Genomic DNA, 18,902 nt, shown 5'->3' with positions numbered 1-18,902 from the left:
GGTAACGCTCCAGGAGCGCCTTGACCACGGGACCGGACGTCGCCGATCCGAATCCACCGCCACGAACCAGCGCCGTGACAACGATTTCGGGGGACTCGAAGGGCACCACCGCGGAGAACCAGGCGTTGAGACCGCCTGGCGCCGACGGATCCTCCGCCGTGCCGGTCTTGGCGCCGGCCGTCACCGGCAGCGTGGCGAGCTGTCCGGCCGTGCCTGCGGAGGCGGATGCCCGCATCCCCGCGCGGACGGGACCGAGCTTGTCGGCGAAGGGAAGCCGCTGCGGCTCCCCCGTCGGAATCGGTGCCCCGTCGCCGGTCGCATCGGCGGCGGCGAGCTGCGGGGTGACGATCGCTCCGGTCGCGATGCCGGACGTCCACCGCGCCACCTGGATCGGGGTTGCGATCACCGTGCCCTGCCCGATACCCATCAACAGCGTCGAGCCGGGATACCAGGTGCCACCGATGTCGCCGACGTTCTCCGGTGTGCCCAGGAACCCCGCGGACTCGCCGGGCAGGTCGATCCCGGATCGGCTGCCCACTCCGAGTTCGGAGGCGGTCTTCGCCATCCGCTCGGGACCGAGGAGCTCGCCGAGCTTGTAGAAGTACACGTTGTCCGACCACTGGATCGCGCCCAACAGTTTGTTGGGCCCCATCGGCTGCCAGTTCGCGAACGTGTGCCCGCCGTAGCTGTAGGCGGCGCCGGTCTCGATCACCTGCTCGGGGTCCAGAACCTGATCCTCCTGGTTCGCCGACGCGACGACGATCTTGAAGGTCGAGCCGGGCGGCGCGGCGGTCTGGTAGGCGTGGTTGAGCATCCGTCCGGGCCCGGCGCCCTCGGTCTGGGCGGCCAGCGCGACGGCGTCGACGGGGGGACCGTAGACATTGTTGTCGTACCCGGGCACGCTGGCGAGCGCGAGCACCCCACCGGTGCGCGCGTCCATCACCACCGCCGCGCCGAGGTCGCCTCCGCTGCTGCGGACCGCCTGGGCCAGTGCATCCGTCGCCAGGGTCTGCAGCCCGATGTCCAGATGGAGGCGCAGGTCGTGGCCCGGTACCGGATCCACGCGCTCGGCGGGTCCGACCAGGTTTCCGGCGGGATCGACGTAGACGCACTGCCTGCCGTCGGTGCCGCGGAGCAGCGCGTCGTACTGCTTCTCGAGACCCGCTCGGCCGACCCTCGACCCGAGTGCGAGCTGCGGCCAACGTTCCATGTCCTGCGGATCACCGACGCCGACGTAGCCGAGGACGGAGGCGAGTGTGGTGCCGTACGGATAGTGCCGCTTCCCGGAGGGGACGACGAGCACGCCGGGCAGCTTCGCATCGATGATCCGACGCGCCTGATCGGGCGGAACCTGGCCGACGACGGCCTGCATCTCCCCTTCGCCGCCGTCCGCCAGGGTTGTCGCCAGCTCGGTGTCGGGCTCACCCAGCAGCCCGGCAAGCAAGCTGCGCTCCCCGGAGTCGTCCTCGTCGAACATACGACTGACCACCGAGATGGAGTACTCGGGAACGTTGGTCGCCAGCGGCACACCGTTCCGGTCCAGGATCTCGCCCCGTTCGGCGGGCAGACGGATGCAGCGGGTCATCTGGGTATCGCTCAACGCGCGCAATTCCGGACCGCGGTCGCTCTGCAACTGCCAGGCGAACACCGACATCGCCACGAGGAGCGCGGTGACCGCGAGGGAACCCGCCGTGACGCCCCGCGGCCGTCGCCGGCGGGTGGAGGGCTGAGCCCACAGCGGCCGGCCGACGCCGTCGCGGCGCACCGCGAGCACGAGCCCGATCGCGACGAATCCGACGACCGCGACGGTGCCGCCGTAGCTGAACATCGGGAGCGGCATGCCGGTCTGGGGCAGCACCGACAGACTCGCCCCGATGGACAGCACCGCGTGGATCCCGAACAGCCCGCCGACGCCCGCCGCCACGAGTGCGGCTTCCCGGGTCCGGGCGCGGCGCGCGGCGAGCGCGGCACGCCACGTGATCACCAGGCTGGCCGCGATGACGGCGATACCGGCGAACAGCCCCCACCCGTACACGACGCTCGCGAACGCGAGGTCGTGCTCGGCTTCGGGAAGGTAGGCCGCTCGCAGGTCGTAGATGGGGTCGCGCGCCAGGCCCCACAGACCACCGCTGCCGATCGCGATGTCGGCTTGCATCGACGCCCAACCCGACCCGCTCGGATCGGCATCGCTCGAAATGAACGTCTGGATCCGTTCGAGCTGGTACGGGCGGAGGAAGAGCACGGCGATGGGCAGCGCGGCGATCCCCAGTGCGAACAACGGCATCAGCGGCGCCGCCGGCACCCTTGCCAGGACCAGCATCAACAGCGCGATCGCGACGAGCACCACGGCACTCGACAGGTCGGGTTGCAACGCGACGAGTGCCACGACGGCACCCGCGATCGCCAACGCCGCCGTCAACCGGCCGAACGTGTAGCCGCCGGCCAGGATGGTTGCCGACACCACGACCAGACCGAGCTTGGCGATCTCGGACGGCTGAACGGTGAACAGGCCGAAGTCCAGCCATCGCTGAGCGCCCTTGACCGCGACGCCGACGAGCGGCACGGCCGCCAGCATCACGACCGAGACCCCGAGGGTCACCCATCCGAACCGGGGCAGATTGTTCACCCGCATGCGCGAGACGACCCACATCAACCCGAGTCCGATCACGGTGAACAACGCATGGCGGATCGCCTGCGACGTGAACCCGATCGAGACCAGGTTGAGCAGGCCGAGGACCGCGAGGACGACCGCCGCCGCAACGATCCAGGGGTCGGACTCGCGATCGTGTCCCCGCACCCGGCCGCCGTCGCCGCTCATCGGCAGACCGCGTTCTCGGCGGGCACGTACAGCGGCTCCGACGCGGCGACCGCCGGCGCGCTCGTGACCGCGGCGATGCCCAGGGCGGAAGCGTCCGGCAGCGTGGTCCGGCTCAGACCGTAGACACCGTCCCGCCCCGGCTCGGCCGGGATGGTGACGTCCCCGCCCTCGCGCACCTCACCGGTGCACCGGTCGTAAACGTTCAGCTTCCAGGTGACCGCACCGACCGTCGACGGATCGAGACCGACGTCCACCCGTACCGCGCACGGCTTGCCGGGGCTGCACGACCCGTCGGCGAAACTTGCTGTGACCCTGGTTATCTGACCAGCGGCGGGCGGAGCACCCATGTCGACGAGCGCCGGCGCGACACCGCCTCCCGCGGCCGGGTCCGCCGGCGCGGGCGGCGGCGGCGACACCGGCTCGATGCGGTTCTGCGCGGACGAGGTGTTCACCGGATGGACCAAGGCGTCCCAGCCCCGGCTCAACTGATCCCAGGCGCGCGGAGCCGCCGCGGCCGACCCGGCGAGAACGACGAGGGCAAGCACGACGTACAGGCTCTGACGACGGGACGGCCGACGCCGACGACTGTGCCAGGGGCTTCGGACCGGCGGATACCAACCGGTACTCGTCACGAGCGATCCGGCCGGCACGGACGGACCGTCCGGTACATCGGTCGAAGCTTCCCGATCGTCCACTGCCCGACTTCCCGGCCGCGACCGTCCCGTCGTCGCCCGGACGAGTTCGCCGATCTGACGCCTCCGCCGGGACTCGCCGACCGGGTCGAGCTCGGGATCGATCACCCGACGAACCCGGCGAATCAGTCCTTCCGGATCCGTTGCACCCGAAACGGATTCGGACAGAAGGTCACCGAAACCCGACCCCCGGCAATTGGTCGCGATACTCCGGATCAGGCCGACGATCGCGTCGTCCACTTCGATGCGGGACGTGACGCCGTCGATCGTGAGCCGTCCACCGTCGGACACCATGACGGCGTCGTCTTGCAATGTCACCGGGCGGCCCCGGCGCGTGCCCGCGAGTTCGACCTGCCCGACCAGGTCCGCGACCAGCTGCGCGGCCTGCGGGGGCGTCAGTCGCGCGACCGCGAGCAGTGTCGGCAAGGTGACGCCGGCACCGCTGACATCGAGACCGCCACCCGAGTCGTCGGCGATCGGTTCGGACGGTTCCGGTCGGGTCACGGCGGGCTTGCTACCGCTCGCGTGGACTCCCAAGGCTGCTTCGTTCATCGCGCATCCCCGAAACGATCTGCCTCCCGCAGGTGGCACCGGACCGGTGCGGGTGGGCGGTGGACTTGGCTGTGCTTGCTCGTGTCGAAATCCCTTGCGCCTGGCCGAATCTATTTAACTCCGATCCGGTCCGATGAGGGGAGGAATCACGAAGGCGGGGAGGCTCGCGCACGCCTCGGCACACACCATCCGAACGGACTCCCGTCACCGGTGCCCGCGGGCACCGACCGAGGGCGCCGTTTTGTCTGATTCGATCACTGCCCGGATCGTTTCGTAACGTAAGCAGCCGTGTCGATCGAAGTCCCTCCCCCGATTCCCACGCCGGCCCGCGCGTGGCCCGCGCTGGTGCGCGTGCCGCGGGTCGGACGACACTGGCCGGGGACGACGCGGGCGGCCGTGGCCGTCGCCCTGCCCGCTCTCGCCGGGATCGCGCTCGGCCACGACCTGGCGGCCGCGACGGCGACGCTCGGCGCCTTCGCGGTGGTGTACGGCGAGGGCCGGCCGTACCGGGTGCGGTGGCGGGCGGTCTCGGCGGCTGCGGGCGTGATGGTGGTCGCGGCCGCCCTCGGCGCGGTCGTCGGCAGCGCGGTCCACGATGCGGCCGCCTCGGGCGGGTCCGCACTGTGGCCGATGGCGCTGGTGCTCGCGATGTCGGTGTTCGTGGCCGTTGCCGCTTTCACGGTCGACGCGCTCCGGATCGGTGCACCGGGCGCCTTCCTCCCACTGCTCGCGGTGGAGATCGCGTCGGCGTTGCCCGCGGCCGGTGTTCCCGTCGGCCACGTCGTCGCCTGGACCGCGGTCGGAGCGGCCACCGCGGTGCCCATCGCGATGTCGGGGTGCCTGCTGCGGCCGCGCACACCCGAACGCGCGGCGATCGCATCGGCGATCGCGGCGGTCGACGCCTTCGACCACGATCAGGGATCGGCGGCGCGGCGGCACGCAGCCGTCAAGGCCGTCCACGCGGCATGGCAGTGTCTGCACGACGCCGGCATCGCCGCCCGGGATCACCCCCTCACCCTGGATCTGCTCGCAGCCCAGGACCGCTGTGTCTCGTTGTTGCACGGCAGCGCGGCGATTCTCGATGCCGACGCCGAGGATCTGTCGCGACGAGTCCCTGCCCCGCGCCCGACCATCCGATTCCGGCTCGGCCGGGCGGCACACCTGCGGGGCCGGTCGGCGCTCATCGTCGTGCGCCTGCTCGTCGCGTGTCCTGCGGCCGGGGCCCTCGCAATGGTTCTCGGCGTCGTCCGGCCGGATTGGGCGGTCATCACCGCCGCGATGATCCTGCACCAGGGCCCGGACCGGATCCTGGGTACCTATCGGGCCGTGCACCGCTTCGCGGGAACCGTGCTGGGCCTGGTGATCCTCGCCGCGCTGACCCCGATCGACCCGAACGGTGTGGCGCTCGTGCTCGTGCTGGCCGCGTCGATGGCAGGTATCCAGGCGTACCTCGTCCGCAACTACGGACTGGCGATGGTGTTCATCACGATCCTCGCCCTGCTGCTCGGCGGGCTCGGGTCGCCGGACGACCTGACCGGAGTGACCCGCGACCGTCTGCTCGAGACGGTGATCGGCGTCGTCGTCGCCGTCGTCGTGCTGTGGACGGTGCTGCCGATGTCGTACCGCCGGATCCTCGACGACGCCGACGCCCGGGTCGCGGCCACGATCGAACAGATCGACGCCGCACCCGACCCCGGCGAGGCACGCCAACTACGCCGCGGACTCGAGTTCGATCTGCACTCGGCGACGACCGCCGCGCTGGTGGCCGCTCACAACGATCCGGAGTGGACCGCGACCCGCTGGCCGCACCACCACTCGCTCAACGAGTCGGGCTATCGGATGCTCGCGCTGTCCGGGACCTGACGAACCACTCGTCGACCCCGGCAGCCCCGGTACGGCAGGTGGGTCCTACTGCGGGACGATCTCGAGGAGCAGCTTGCCGCGGACGTGTCCGGCGGCGGAGAGATCTTGCGCCGCGGCGATCTCCGCGTCGATCGCAGCCTGCTCCCAGTCACCGGTGTAGTCGATCGGGGTCGCACCGAAGGCGGCCAGGTGCTCGTGGTTTCGCGGCGACTCGGTGCCGACTACCCGCGCCCCGCGGTTGCGGGCGAGTTGACCTGCCCCGCCGCGACTGTGGTCGCGATCGAATCCTCGGCAGTACCGAGCAATCGTGCGACGCTCGGGCGGATGAGGCGAGCTGTCGTGCACGGCTTCGAGCCAAACCGTGGCAATGGGATGGGGCGAGGCAGCAACGACACTGGGGCCGTGGAACCGACGGTTCCACGGCCCCAGTGTCGGAGTCGGTAGTTCTAGTCGACGTTTCCGGACGGCACGATCAGCACCGGGCAGTCGGCGGTGTGCAGCATCGCGCGGCTGGTGGAGCCGAGCAGCATGCCCTTGAAACCACCGCGACCACGGGTACCGACCACGATCAGCTGCGCCTGCTCGGCGTACTCGCTGAGCACGCGCACCGGACGGTCACGCGCGACGACGCGCTCGACGTCGACGTCCGGGTAGCGTTCCTGCCAGCCCGCGAGCCGCTCGGAGAGCACCACTTCCTCCCCGGTCTGGATGCTGCTCCAGTGCGGATCGTCGGGGGTGGCGCCGAGCGACGGCTGCACACTCACATCGCTCCACACGTTGACCGCGATCAACGCGGCATCGCGCATCGCGGCCTCCTCGAACGCGGCCGCGACGGCCGGCTTGCACGACTCCGAGCCGTCGACGCCGACGACGATCGGCCCCTCGGTGGGCGGGCGCCCGTCGAGGGTGCGGCCGCGGACGACCACGATGGGGCAGGCGGTGTGCGCGGCCACCGCGGCGGTCACGGAGCCGACGACCAGGCCTGTGATCTCGCCGTGCCCGTGCGAGCCGAGGACCACCATCCACGCCTGCTCCGACAGGTCGATCAGCATGGGCGCGGGCCGGCCCTCGAGCTGCTCGGTGGTGACCTCGATCGACGGCAGGTCCTCGACGGATTGCTTGGCGAGGACCTGTGCGCTGTCGAGGCGGGAGCGCGCGGTGTCGCGCAGCTCGTCCTGGAAGCTGCGGGCCAGGTACGGCTCGGAGTAGTAGAACGCGGGGATGTGCACGGCGGTCACGATGTGCAGGCGCCGCTGGTGCACCGAGGCGGCACGAGCCGCCCACACCACCGCGTTCGATGCCGCCTCGGATCCGTCGACGGCGACGACGATCGCTTCGGTTGCGCTCATTGGATTCAGCTTCTCCTTCACCCTTACGGACCGGTCGAGGACCATTGTCCCGGTTTCGATGGTCCGGCGTGTGGGTCTTCGGTCCCGTGCCGCGGGTGACGCGCAGCACGGCGCCCGGCGCAGACGCGAGAGCCCCGGACGTCCGAGAAGGACTCCGGGGCTCTCGCCGAGGTGTTTGCCGTCAGTCGACGATGGCGCGCAACTGCTCGATCAGCTTCACTCGCCCGGCGCGGTCCGCCGCCATCGGCGTCACGTTGAGAGTCGTCACGCCGGCCGCGGCGAACGCGGCGACGCGCTCCTTGACGAAGCTCTCGGTCCCGATCAGGGAGACCGCCCGCACCAGCTCGTCGGGCACGGCCGCGGCGGCCTCTTCCTTCTTGCCGGCCAGATACAGGTCCTGGATCTTCTCGGCCTCTTCCTCGTAGCCGTAGCGGCACGCGAGGTCGTTGTAGAAGTTTTTTCCCTTGGCGCCCATGCCGCCGATGTACAGCGCGAGATGAGGCTTGATCCACTGCAGCATCGGCTCGACGTCGTCGCCGATCGCCAGCGCGGGGCCCGCGTAGATCTGCAGGTCGCCCAGGCTCGGGTCCCGCTTGGCCTTGCCCGCGGCGAGCGCCTCGCCCCACACCGACTCCGCCTTCTCCGGGTGGAAGAAGATCGGCTCCCAGCCCTCGGCGATCTCCGCTGTCATCGCGACGTTCTTCGGACCGAGGGAGGCGATGACGATCGGAATCCGCTCACGCACAGGATGATTGATCAGCTTGAGCGGCTTGCCGAGGCCCGTGCCCTGATCGGCGGGGAGCGGGACCTGGTAGTACTTGCCCTGGTACTGGACCTTCTCGCGGCGCCACACCTGGCGGCAGATGTCGATCAGCTCGCGGGTGCGGCCGAGCGGGGCGTCGTACTTGACACCGTGGAAGCCCTCGATCACCTGCGGGCCCGACGCCCCGATGCCCATCACGAACCGGCCGTTCGAGACGTAGTCCAGACCGGCCGCCGTCATCGCCGTCAGGCTCGGGGTGCGGGTGTAGATCTGGAAGATGCCCGACGCCAGTTCGATCGTCGACGTCTTCGCGGCGAGGAAGCCGAGCTGACTGACGGCGTCGAACGAGTAGGCCTCGGGGACGAAGACGATGTCCAGCCCGGCCCGTTCCAGGTCGGCGACCTCTTCGACGGTCTCCGCGAAACCTCCGCTGTAGTTCAAGCCCATACCGATGCGCACTTCGGCGACCCCATTCCGTATTACCTGTGACGGACGTTACGACAAAGTGGACTCTACGACCGCTCGGGCCGAACCACCATCACCGGGCACTGCGCCTTCTGCACGAGCTCGTTGCTGGTCGACCCCAGCAGGAGGCCGCGGAAACCACCGCGACCGCGGCTGCCGACCACCACCAGCTGCGCCTTCTGCGACCACGCGAGCAGATGGGTGCGGGGGCCGTCGATGTAGAGCTCGCGCTGGACGTCCACGTCCGGGTACCGGTCGGACCATCCGGCGAGCCGCTCGGAGAGCACCTCCCGTTCGGCGTCCTCGAACGCGCGTGGATCGCGGATGGCACTGCGCCCGCCGGCGAGCGTCCCGTGTGGGGTGTCGCTCCAGGCGTGGATGGCAACGAGCGGAACCCCGCGCTGCGCGGCCTCCTCGAACGCGACCCCGGTGGCACGCTCGCTGGTGGGACTGCCGTCGATGCCCACGACGACCGGACCCTCGTCGGGAACCTTGCCGTCACGCTCGTGGACGACGACCACCGGACACACACCGTGGCTCGCGGCGTTGACGGCGGTCGATCCGATGCCGCCGGCCGCGCCACTGCCGGACGCACCGAGGACCAGCGCGCGCGAGTCCTCGGACAGCGACACCAGCCAACGGGCGCCGCCCATCGTGGAGATCTCGGTGGAGATGTCGAGATCACCGGACACCTCCCGGGCCACCGCGGCGGCACGGCCGAGGATCTCCTTGCCCTCGTCCTCCATCCAGTCGTAGATGCCCGCGACGTCGAGGTACGGCGCCCCGTAGGTGTAGGGCGAGAAGTTGAGGGCATGGATGATCCGCAGCGACAGATCCCGTGCCGCGCACGTCCGCGCGGCCCACACCACTGCCGCCTCCGCGGCCGGCGACCCGTCCACGCCGACCACCACCGAGTTCGCGTCCCGTGCGATCGACGGCTCCTTGGTGCCCTTCTCCGTGCCCTGTGCGGTCATCCCGCTCACCCTCTTCCGTTAGCGACGAATCGGTGCGGCGTTCGCGTGCGGTCCGGCCCCGGACCGCACGTCGAGGTGCCGCTTCCGACGGTAGTCACTCGAACCGGTTTGCGCGGGGATGCTTCGGTCCCGAGTGGTTCGGGACCTAAGCCCCTACATCCCGATGCCGAAGGTCGGGACTTCGGCCGGAGGCCCGCGACGTGGATCACATTTAATTGGAATCCAGGATTCCAATTTTATACGGTCGAGTCATGCAACTGACGCAGTTCACCGACCTGGGCCTGCGGATCGTCATGCGACTGGCGGCCGAACAGCCCGCGTCCGACGCTCCCAGCACCCGCGCGGTGGCCGAGCAGCTCGCGGTGTCGTACACGCACGCGACGAAAGTGGTTGCACGGCTGAGCGAACTCGGCGTCGTCACCACCAGACGCGGACGCGGCGGCGGCCTGGCCATCACCGAACTCGGCCGGACCGCGTCGGTGGGCTGGCTGACGCGGCAACTCGAGGGCGACGGCGAGGTGGTCACGTGCGAGGGCGACAAGCCGTGCCCGCTGCGTCGCGGCTGCCGCCTGCGCTCGGCACTGCGCGACGCACAGGAAGCCTTCTACACCGCACTGGACGCCATGACGGTCCGCGACCTCACACCGTCCGTCCCCGCAACCGTGCTGCCGACACCCGCCGTGCCGGCAGTGGTCGAACCGTAACTCCCCCGAACGACAGGAGAATCCGATGCTCTCGGAGGCCTCGAAGGAAACCGTCCGCGCCACGCTGCCCGCGGTGGGCGCCGCGATCGGCGACATCACGACGCTGTTCTACCGCAAGATGTTCGACGCACATCCCGAGCTCGAGCGCGATCTGTTCAATCGCGGCAACCAGCAGCAGGGCGAGCAGCAGAAGGCGCTCGCCGGGGCCATCGCCGCGTTCGCGACGCTGCAGCTCGACCCCGATCCGGCGCGGGTGGAGACGATCCTGTCCCGGATCGCGCACAAGCACGCATCGCTCGGCATCACCGCGGACCAGTACTGGATCGTGCACAAGCACCTGTTCGAGGCGATCGTCGAGGTCCTCGGCGAGGCCGTCACCCCGGACGTGGCCTCGGCATGGGACGAGGTCTACTGGCTCATGGCGAACACCCTCATCGCGATGGAGGCCGGGCTGTACGAGAAGGCGGGCGTCGAGGCCGGTGACGTGTGGCGTCGGGTCCGGGTGACCGGGCGGGCACACCAGTCCGCGGACACCGTGTCGTTCACGCTCGCCGCCGCCGACGGCGAGACGCTCCCGTCATTCGCGCCGGGACAGTACATCTCGGTCGCGGTACACCTGCCCGACGGCGCCCGTCAGATCCGGCAGTACAGCCTCGCGTGCGGGCCCGCCGACGACCAGTGGCGCATCACCGTCAAGCGGATCTCGGCCCAGGCACTGCCCGACGGCGCCCTCTCCCCGGCGGGCGAGGTGTCGAACTTCCTGTACGACAACGTCTTCGAGGGTGACGAGCTGACGGTGTCGCTGCCGTTCGGCGATCTGGTCCTGCCCGAGGATGATGCGCCGCTGCTGCTGGTCTCGGCCGGCATCGGCTGCACGCCGATGATCGGCATGCTCGACCACCTCGCGGCCACCGGCGACCGTCGCAGCATCTCCGTGCTGCACGCCGACCGCTCGGCGGCGCAGCACGCCCACCGCACGGAGCTGACCGAACTGGTCGATCGCCTGCCGTCCGGCGTGATGCACCGCTGGTACGAGGATCTGGGTGCGCGCGAGGCGTTCGCGGGGACCCGCGTGGGGCGCGCCGATCTGTCGGAGGTGACACTCGAGCCCGGCACCCGCGCATTCCTGTGCGGCCCGCTGCCGTTCATGCTGGCCATGAAGGAGTCGCTCATCGCACGGGACGTGCCGGCGGAGAACATCCACTACGAGGTGTTCGGCCCGGACAGCTGGGCGGGCGCGACCGCGTAGCCCGAGCGAGCGAACGGCGGCCGTCGGCGACATCACGTCGCCGACGGCCGCCGTTCCCGGGCAGGCGGGGTGCGAGTGTTCTACCGTGAGGTGTGGCCCGACCCCAGTTGATCCTGACGCCATTGACACCTGCGGCAATCTTTCTCGTGCTCACGATCGACGAGGGTGGCGAGTCCGTGACACGCGATCTGCTCTCCGATCTCGACGGCCTGCGCAAGGCGGTCGGATTCCGGGTCCCAGACTCGGGGCTCGTGTGCGTCGCCTCGATCGGCTCGTCCGCATGGGACCGACTCTTCGACGGCCCCCGCCCCGCCGAACTGCACGAGTTCGTCGAACTCGACGGCGCCCGGCACCGCGCCCCCGCAACGCCGGGCGATCTGCTGTTCCACATCCGCGCGGTGTCGATGGACCTGTGCTTCGAACTGGCGTCGAAGATCGTCGGACGCCTGCGCGGCGGCGCGACCGTCGTGGACGAGACGCACGGCTTCCGCTACTTCGAGCAACGCGACCTGCTCGGCTTCGTCGACGGCACCGAGAACCCGGAGGACATCGAGGCGGCACAGGCGGCTCTCGTCGGCGACGCGGACCCCGACTTCGTCGGCGGGAGTTACGTGATCGTGCAGAAGTACCTGCACGACATGGATTCCTGGAACGCGATCTCCACCGAGGAGCAGGAGCGGGTCATCGGCCGCACCAAGCTCGACGACATCGAGTTCGACGACGACGTGAAGCCGTCCAATTCCCATGTCGCACTGAACACGATCACCGACGAGAACGGCGACGAACGGCAGATCCTGCGGGTCAACATGCCGTTCGGCAGCCTCGGCGACGCCGAGTTCGGCACCTATTTCATCGGCTACGCCGCCACCCCGTCGGTGACCGAGGAGATGCTCCGGAACATGTTCATCGGCAAGCCCGAGGGCAACACCGACCGCATCCTCGACTTCTCCACCGCCGTCACCGGCGGCCTGTTCTTCTCCCCCACCGTCGAGTTCCTCGGCGACCTCCCGCCGGCGCCGGGCATCCGGCAGGCCGACGACGACACGAGCCCGTCCCCCGCCGCTGACGGATCACTCGGAATTGGCAGTCTGAGAAGGAGTTCCACAATATGAACAATCTCTATCGCGGTCTCGCCCCCATCACCGACGCCGCGTGGGCGTCCATCGAGGAGGAGGCGACCCGAACCTTCAAGCGGCACATCGCGGGACGCACGGTCGTCGACGTCTCGGGTCCGCACGGCACCGACTTCTCCGCGGTCGGCCTCGGCCGCACCACGACCATCGAGGCTCCGGGCTCCGGCGTGCTGGCCCGCCAGCGCCGCGTCGCGCCGCTGGTGGAGCTGCGGGTGCCGTTCACGCTGTCCCGCGAGGAGATCGACAACGTCGAGCGCGGCGCGCAGGACTCCGACTGGGACGCCGTGAAGGAGGCCGCGAAGAAGATCGCGTTCGCCGAGGACCGCGCCATCTTCGAGGGCTACGCCGCCGCCGGCATCGAGGGCATCCGGGCGAGCTCGTCGAATCCGCCGCTGCGACTGCCCGAGGACGTGCGGGACGTGCCCGAGGTGATCAGCCAGGCCCTGTCCGAGCTGCGCCTGGCCGGCGTCGACGGCCCGTACTCGGTGCTGCTGAGCGCCGAGGCTTACACGCAGGTGAGCGAGACGTCCGATCACGGCTACCCGATCCGGGAGCACATCAAGCGACTCATCGACGGGGACATCATCTGGGCGCCGGCGATCGACGGCGCGTTCGTGCTCGCCTCCCGTGGTGGCGACTTCGATCTGCAGATCGGCCAGGACCTGTCGATCGGCTACCTGTCGCACGACTCCGAGACGGTCGATCTGTACTTCCAGGAGTCGCTGACGTTCCTCACGTACACCGGCGAGGCCTCGGTGGCGCTGTCGACCAGCTAGGTCGCCGCCGGAGTTGTTGCTCACACGCACGGAATGAGGGGTTGACAGCAGGACGGGAGCGAAGGCTAACCTAATCATCGTTACCGAACGGTGACGTCGGGTCCCCGCGCAACCGGGGTGTTAGGAGCAGCTTCGTGATCGACGACCTGATCGAACTCGCATATTCCCGGCACGTCGTGCGCGAGACGCTCCCCTGCCCCGACGGCTGCGACGAGTACGTACTCGGGCGGGTGGACGCCGTGAACGCGTCGATCCGGCTGTGGGTGCGCCCGGACGGCCGCTTCTCCCGAGCGCAGGGCGACGAGGGGCAACTGAGCCTCGGCCAGGTGATGACCGCATGCGGCCTGTCCTACGCCGCCCGCAGGACCGCCGCCCCCGCCGCCTGAACCCGAACCCGAACAACGAGAAGTCCCCGCCTGGTGCTCACCACACCCGACGGGGACTTCGCTCGTTTCGGAGGTCGACTCACATGGTGGCCGAGGCGCCGCGCCACGTGACCGCCACGCCGCGCTCCTCGAGCCACGCAGACGGGTCGACCTTGGCGCCGGCGGCGTTCCACACCTCGAAGTGCAGGTGGGGTCCGGTGGACTGGCCGCGGTTGCCGACGGTCGCGATCTGCTGACCGGCGACCACGTGCTGGCCGGTCGACACCTGGTAGTCGTTGACGTGGCCATAGACGGTGGTGGTGCCGTCGTCGTGCTTGACGCGCACCCACAGCCCGAATCCCGAGGCCGGCCCGGCGTCGACCACGACACCGTCGGCGGCGGCGTAGACGGGCGTACCGATGGGGGCGGCGATGTCGAGGCCTCCGTGATGACTGCCCCAACGCGGACCGAAGTCGGAGGTGAGGGTGCCCGAGACGGGCTTCACGGCGCGGTTCCTGACCTTGTCGAGCGATCCGAAGTTGGCCTCGGCGGCGGCGGTGAGGTCGCGCACGGCCTGCTGGACCGGCTGCGGCAGCTCCGCCGGCAACTGCACGGCCTTGAACGAGTCGATCGCCTGATCCGGCGTGGGCAGCTGCGGCAGGGCCGGGAGCTGGGGCAGGGCCGGGAGCTGGGGCAGGGCCGGGAGCTCGAGCCCTGCGGGGAGCAGCCCCTCGGGAAGCTGGACCTGGGCGGGCGCGGCCACCGGGTCGGCAGCGGCACTGCCCGCGCCGAGCTGCGCACCGGCGGTGAGGATCGCGCCCGTTGCGGCGGCGACCGTGGCGGCCTTCAGACCTGCACCGGGGCCTGCGCTCTCGCCGCGGTGACGCCCCTGCCGGAGTGTCGGGTCGAGCTCGATGAGAACAGCGTCGGCTGACGTCCGGTGATGGCGTCCCACAGTCAATTACCTCGTCAATCGGTTTCTTCGGCCGCACACTCCGGAGTGCACTCGATCTTGCTGCCGGGCCAAGGTAACAAATGCATATAGGCCGTGACCAGCGTTACCGGATCTTTATCTGGATTGCTCCGGCCCGGTGTGGGCGTACGCAGGACGATCGGGCTTCCCGGGCGGTCCGCAAGCTCCGGCGTGTCGGCGCTTGCGATGTCCGACCCGCCGATCCTGCGACCGTGCGACCGATTCATCCCGGACCGCCCCCGGCCGCTACACTCCCTACTGCGGAACAGCGCGAACGATGTTCGACCACGCGTTCGCTTCGCCCCCGCCCTCGTAGCTCAGGGGATAGAGCACGGCTCTCCTGAAGCCGGGCGGCATCACCATCTACCAGCGGAAACGCCCTCCGCGTGGGGCACATGTGGGGCACGCCATTGATCGGGTAGGCTCTGCGTCTGCCAGCCTTCGTAGCTCAGGGGATAGAGCAACCCTCTCCTAAAGGGTAGGTCGCAGGTTCGAATCCTGCCGAGGGCACTTCCGTTTCAGCAGCTCAGGGGCTGCTTTTTGCCTCTCCCAGTCAGGCTTCTTGCCTAATTCGTGCCAGATGGCTGGGTTCGTGTCGCCAAATAGAACGGCCCCAGTGAGAGCGCCAACTCTCATCCTGGCCTCCGGCACACACGGAATGGACCTCCGAATGAACCATATGGGCAGTGTATCGACCCCCACCGACAAGACGACCCGGCGTGACTACGCCGCAGTCATCCTCGTCTTCACCACCGGCTACTTCGCCACCATCGAAGCCCTCCGCCTCGGCCACTGGATCTCGGGCGGTGCCGCATGAACATCATCGATCGACTGATCTCCAACCACCCCAACCTCCACGGACACCCCTGCACAACCCACGGTGAGGACGGGGCTGTGTACTACACGCAGTGGTCGGTGTGGTTCCACAACGAGTCGACTGCTGTACGCCCGCAGGACATTCCGGAGTTGATCGAGAGCCTTCGGGTGATGCACGCGAAGTGGTTGGCGGCAACGTCCGTTCGGGCTGCCGCGTAGTTCCCGACTGGTTGGGCCGGGCATCTCTTGTAGATGCCCGCGCCTAGCCTGCCGGGTTCTTGATCGCCTGATTGAAATGCCTTGCAACACGTCACTCAAGTTCAGTAAGACGCAAACCGACTGCACCCGGTGTTCTCATGCCCCGAACCGGTGGGGACGCCTCCACATTGATGTCAGGCCTGGCTTCGTGGAGGTCCGGGCAAGCCTTTCCGTCATGCACGGGAGGGCTATTCGTCGTGACCTGACGCGGTGAGGGGATTCGGTCCGTGGGAGCTCCGGGGAGGGGATCAAGACCCCGCCACCCTTGGGTGTCCCTAGCGCGTGTGGGTACCAAACCGACCGATCTGTTATCTCGTATGCACGCTCGTCAGGCCGCCGGAAAGAATGGACCTTGACGTGCACTCATACATCCAGAGCATCTGCGCAATCAGATGCAGCGCTTGCTACCTCGCTCAACTCGCTATCGCCGTCTGCGGATACAGGTGCGACCGCGACCTCCTGCGCAATGCTGAGGAGTGTCCAGTCGAGTTCGAAGCCCCGGCTAAGGTCGATCGAAGCTTGCCCTGAAACGACGAAAGGTGCCCCACCCGGCAACTATGGCCAGGTGGGACACCTTCACATCCGGGTCAGAGCGTCCCGTTCTTCTCGTGGAACTTCCGCCACTTCTTCGACTCCGGACCCGTATACGGCTTCGCAGACCCAGTGTCGTTGTACTCATCGCACAACTGCCACTTCAACTTCTTCTTCGTCACCAACAGCGTCACCGCACCCGCCACACCGAGCGTGGCCACGCCAACAGTGACAGCGATCGCCTTGGCCCGGAAGGTGCGCTACTCGGTGAAGTTCTTTCCACCGCAGTTCCAGCAGCGCATTTCGCCGGCCGCCAGCCCATCAAGCAGATCCTCGGCGGGAAGGTGACAGCCAAGGCGGGCAGTAGCCGTCCCTAGGCATGGAGTACCCGGTTGCCTCTCAACAGCCGGGGAACGCTTCCTTGCCTACGTGGCCTTCACCGGGATGGCATCCAGCCATTCCAGAACGATCTGCCAGAGATCCGGATCCTCAACCCGCAACGGATGCTCAGCACGAAACTGATCCATCAACGAGCGGCTCAACGACCGCCGATCGTGGTAAGCGGCCTCGATAGCCAGCCACGCCGCAACATCAAACTCGCCGGCATCCGCAGCACTACCAGCACTAACGTCGCCGCTACCCAGATCGCGGTCAAGCTCATCGAGGATGCGCTCATACAGTCGCATCTCAGCGATGTGGTCTGGCGTGTTCATTGCGTGCCCCCTCGATACTTGAAGGTAGTCGAGGGGGCACTTTCACTCAATGGGCGTTGCCGCCCAACCACATTGGACGAGCCCGTTCCTTGACTTCCTTCGTTCGCCACCAGTCGAGGGCGGCGTCCTCGTGGGAGACATCGCACCAGCCCGGTCCGTCCCGCAGAGTGGGCCCGGCCTTAGGGACCCACGCCATAGTTCGAGCGCGCGAGGACCATCAATCTCCTCTTCGGCCGTCATGCTCACCTCTCGATCAGCGCGGACACACGGTTCCACTGTTTGTGCCGTAGTACGCGCTCAAATTCCTTGATGTCTGCTGTCGTGACATCGCCAATGGTGATCGAGTTGTCGATGGGCTCGGACGGCTGCGGCGCAGGCTTCAACGCCCCCGCGAACCGCTGCAACTGATCCGGCGAATTGAAGATCGGCTCAGGACGCGACGACAGATTGATACCCAACTCGCCAGGCTTCAAACAACCGCCGCTGTCAAACACCTTGACCCGCTTCAACAGTTCCCCAACCTCAGCAGGCGCACCCTCCAAATTCTTGGACAGTGCCGACATCCAGTCACCCTGACCCGGCGTCACACCAAGCTGACTATCAACCTGTGCCTGCGTCCAATTCCCATCAGGGATCAGCGCATTCCGGTCAGTCGACACCCACCGAGAATCAGCAACACCGAACGGGCGATCCACTAAAGAAGGAACGAAACGCACCAGTCCCCGTCCTCGGAAAATTTCTCCGAAGTTCGTGACGGCGGAGTACCAGTGGGCGAGCACCCTGTTGCCCCCTCCCCCGTCGGCGGACGTCTAGCTGAAGCACCCGCCGGGCGATGCTCGCACGATCTCGGGGCACTTCTCGTTCGTCTTCACCCGCCCGAGGCGGAAGACGGTCACATTAGGTGTTTCAAGTCGACCGGTTGGTCTACTATCTACTGGACATTTGTCCAATTGCGCCGAGCGCGTGCTCAGGTGCACTACCCCTGGGGGGGGGCTCACACCCATGACTCAGCAGATGCAACCCACACCCGAACCCGAACCCGCGGCGAAGAAGAAGCGCAAGTGGCCGTGGATCGTCGGCGCGATCGTCGCCCTCTTCGTAATCATCGGCATCGCCGCTCCGAAGGACGACAAGAAGGACGAAGCCACACCGGCCGCATCAAGTGGCACAAGTCAGTCGAGCAATGTGGCCGCTCCCTCGACCACTTCTGCCGCGTCCACCAAGGTGGAGGCACCGGCGTCCGCTACCTCCCAGATGCCCGCTCCTGCGCCGTCGCTCAAAGAGGTGGAGGTATCGGCGTCCATCACGCACCAGGCCCCAGCCCCGGCTCCCAAGGCTCCCGCCGCCGCACCTGCCCCAGCCAAGCCGCAGATCAGTTCCAGTCAGCGGAACGCCGTCCGATCTGCCCAGACGTACCTCGACATGAGCGGCTTCTCGCGGAGCGGACTGATCGAGCAACTGGAGTTCGAAGGCTTCTCCACCGATGATGCGACGTACGCGGTGGACAGTTTGAACGCGGATTGGAACAAGCAGGCTGCGCGGAGCGCAAAGACATACCTCGAGATGACGTCGTTCTCCAAGTCAGGACTGATCGAGCAGCTGGAGTTCGAAGGCTTCACGAGTGCGCAGGCCGAGTACGGAGCCAACGCAGCGTACTGAATCTCACCTGGCGCAACCCAAACCCGGAAACACCCCCCACTTATCCGGCAATATCGCCCGATAAGTGGGGGTTTTTCGTCTTTGAATTATTGCGACCCTTTAGTGGAGTTTAAGCACTGAATGCCCGACTATTGAATCAATGACCCCGATAGTCACGCGGAACACGATCCGCGATTAGCAGTTCAGGTAGCGAGGAATGACAACCACACAGCAGCAGGTGAGCGCCCCGTTCACCGCAGAATGTATCCA

General features: G+C 68.0%; 19 protein-coding genes and 1 tRNA gene. 10 read left to right on the top strand and 10 right to left on the bottom strand.

What is annotated here, in order from left to right; genetic code table 11:
* Nucleotides 1-2,818, bottom strand: a 2,818-nt coding sequence (locus DEU38_RS00180; RefSeq protein WP_114718131.1) for an FtsW/RodA/SpoVE family cell cycle protein, incomplete at its 3' end; no start/stop codon positions are given.
* Nucleotides 2,815-4,062, bottom strand: coding sequence for a hypothetical protein (locus DEU38_RS00175; RefSeq protein WP_114718130.1), 1,248 nt, complete (start codon nt 4,060-4,062; stop codon nt 2,815-2,817). The genes DEU38_RS00180 and DEU38_RS00175, both read right to left, overlap by 4 nt.
* Before the next feature lie 288 nt (nt 4,063-4,350).
* Between DEU38_RS00175 and DEU38_RS00170 the strand changes: the two genes are divergently transcribed.
* On the top strand, nt 4,351-5,925 hold the full coding sequence (locus DEU38_RS00170) for an FUSC family protein (RefSeq protein ID WP_114718129.1): 1,575 nt from the start codon (nt 4,351-4,353) through the stop codon (nt 5,923-5,925).
* 45 nt (nt 5,926-5,970) lie between these two features.
* On the opposite strand, the gene DEU38_RS00165 is transcribed toward DEU38_RS00170, so the two are convergent.
* The 4 genes from DEU38_RS00165 to DEU38_RS00150 all read right to left on the bottom strand — a co-directional run bounded on the left by DEU38_RS00165 (nt 5,971) and on the right by DEU38_RS00150 (nt 9,476).
* Nucleotides 5,971-6,270, bottom strand: a complete 300-nt coding sequence (locus DEU38_RS00165) for a hypothetical protein (protein WP_114718128.1) — start codon at nt 6,268-6,270, stop codon at nt 5,971-5,973.
* A gap of 101 nt (nt 6,271-6,371) precedes the next feature.
* On the bottom strand, nt 6,372-7,274 hold the full coding sequence (locus tag DEU38_RS00160) for a universal stress protein (protein WP_114718522.1): 903 nt from the start codon (nt 7,272-7,274) through the stop codon (nt 6,372-6,374).
* Nucleotides 7,275-7,455: 181 nt separating this feature from the next.
* Nucleotides 7,456-8,496: an LLM class F420-dependent oxidoreductase gene (locus tag DEU38_RS00155; protein ID WP_114718127.1), complete on the bottom strand. Its 1,041-nt coding sequence runs from the start codon at nt 8,494-8,496 to the stop codon at nt 7,456-7,458.
* Between the two features lie 53 nt (nt 8,497-8,549).
* Entirely contained in the window at nt 8,550-9,476 is a 927-nt protein-coding gene (locus DEU38_RS00150; protein ID WP_114718126.1) for a universal stress protein, read from the bottom strand.
* 251 nt (nt 9,477-9,727) lie between these two features.
* On the opposite strand from DEU38_RS00150, the gene DEU38_RS00145 reads away from it, so the two are divergent.
* The 5 genes from DEU38_RS00145 to DEU38_RS00125 all read left to right on the top strand — a co-directional run bounded on the left by DEU38_RS00145 (nt 9,728) and on the right by DEU38_RS00125 (nt 13,724).
* The gene (locus DEU38_RS00145) at nt 9,728-10,180 is read left to right on the top strand and encodes an Rrf2 family transcriptional regulator (protein ID WP_114718125.1); all 453 of its coding nucleotides are present in this window, start codon (nt 9,728-9,730) and stop codon (nt 10,178-10,180) included.
* 25 nt (nt 10,181-10,205) lie between these two features.
* Nucleotides 10,206-11,429: a globin domain-containing protein gene (locus DEU38_RS00140; protein ID WP_114718124.1), complete on the top strand. Its 1,224-nt coding sequence runs from the start codon at nt 10,206-10,208 to the stop codon at nt 11,427-11,429.
* 92 nt (nt 11,430-11,521) lie between these two features.
* Nucleotides 11,522-12,541 (top strand): Dyp-type peroxidase, encoded by a 1,020-nt coding sequence (locus tag DEU38_RS00135; RefSeq protein ID WP_114718123.1) that lies wholly within the window; start codon nt 11,522-11,524, stop codon nt 12,539-12,541.
* On the top strand, nt 12,538-13,338 hold the full coding sequence (locus DEU38_RS00130; RefSeq protein WP_114718122.1) for a family 1 encapsulin nanocompartment shell protein: 801 nt from the start codon (nt 12,538-12,540) through the stop codon (nt 13,336-13,338). Before DEU38_RS00135 ends, DEU38_RS00130 begins: the two co-directional genes overlap by 4 nt.
* 134 nt (nt 13,339-13,472) lie before the next feature.
* Nucleotides 13,473-13,724, top strand: a complete 252-nt coding sequence (locus tag DEU38_RS00125) for a hypothetical protein (RefSeq protein ID WP_114718121.1) — start codon at nt 13,473-13,475, stop codon at nt 13,722-13,724.
* 79 nt (nt 13,725-13,803) lie between these two features.
* Here DEU38_RS00125 and DEU38_RS00120 read toward each other — a convergent pair whose 3' ends face one another.
* Complete coding sequence (locus DEU38_RS00120) at nt 13,804-14,658, bottom strand: M23 family metallopeptidase (protein ID WP_114718120.1); 855 nt, start codon at nt 14,656-14,658, stop codon at nt 13,804-13,806.
* A gap of 455 nt (nt 14,659-15,113) precedes the next feature.
* Between DEU38_RS00120 and DEU38_RS00115 the strand changes: the two genes are divergently transcribed.
* From DEU38_RS00115 to DEU38_RS00110, 3 genes are all read left to right on the top strand, one after another.
* Nucleotides 15,114-15,186 (top strand) — tRNA-Arg (locus DEU38_RS00115).
* 169 nt (nt 15,187-15,355) lie between these two features.
* Nucleotides 15,356-15,493 (top strand): hypothetical protein, encoded by a 138-nt coding sequence (locus DEU38_RS28210; RefSeq protein WP_181818633.1) that lies wholly within the window; start codon nt 15,356-15,358, stop codon nt 15,491-15,493.
* Nucleotides 15,490-15,711, top strand: coding sequence for a hypothetical protein (locus DEU38_RS00110; RefSeq protein WP_114718119.1), 222 nt, complete (start codon nt 15,490-15,492; stop codon nt 15,709-15,711). The genes DEU38_RS28210 and DEU38_RS00110 overlap by 4 nt, the downstream gene beginning before the upstream one ends.
* Before the next feature lie 626 nt (nt 15,712-16,337).
* Here DEU38_RS00110 and DEU38_RS28205 read toward each other — a convergent pair.
* From DEU38_RS28205 to DEU38_RS00100, 3 genes are all read right to left on the bottom strand, one after another.
* The gene (locus tag DEU38_RS28205) at nt 16,338-16,502 is read right to left on the bottom strand and encodes a hypothetical protein (RefSeq protein WP_181818632.1); all 165 of its coding nucleotides are present in this window, start codon (nt 16,500-16,502) and stop codon (nt 16,338-16,340) included.
* A gap of 204 nt (nt 16,503-16,706) precedes the next feature.
* Nucleotides 16,707-16,994: a hypothetical protein gene (locus tag DEU38_RS00105; RefSeq protein ID WP_114718118.1), complete on the bottom strand. Its 288-nt coding sequence runs from the start codon at nt 16,992-16,994 to the stop codon at nt 16,707-16,709.
* Nucleotides 16,995-17,236: 242 nt separating this feature from the next.
* Nucleotides 17,237-17,710, bottom strand: a complete 474-nt coding sequence (locus tag DEU38_RS00100) for a hypothetical protein (protein WP_147283432.1) — start codon at nt 17,708-17,710, stop codon at nt 17,237-17,239.
* Between the two features lie 286 nt (nt 17,711-17,996).
* Between DEU38_RS00100 and DEU38_RS00095 the strand changes: the two genes are divergently transcribed.
* Nucleotides 17,997-18,653 carry an Ltp family lipoprotein gene (locus DEU38_RS00095; protein ID WP_114718116.1) on the top strand — a complete coding sequence of 219 codons (657 nt, stop codon included), beginning with the start codon at nt 17,997-17,999 and terminating at the stop codon, nt 18,651-18,653.
* Nucleotides 18,654-18,902 lie beyond the last annotated feature (249 nt).

Source organism: Rhodococcus sp. AG1013 (genome assembly GCF_003350365.1).
In the GTDB taxonomy this organism is placed as follows: Bacteria; Actinomycetota; Actinomycetes; order Mycobacteriales; family Mycobacteriaceae; genus Prescottella.
Note: the sequence above shows the minus strand (reverse complement) of the source record. Positions and strands in the feature narration are given on the sequence as shown.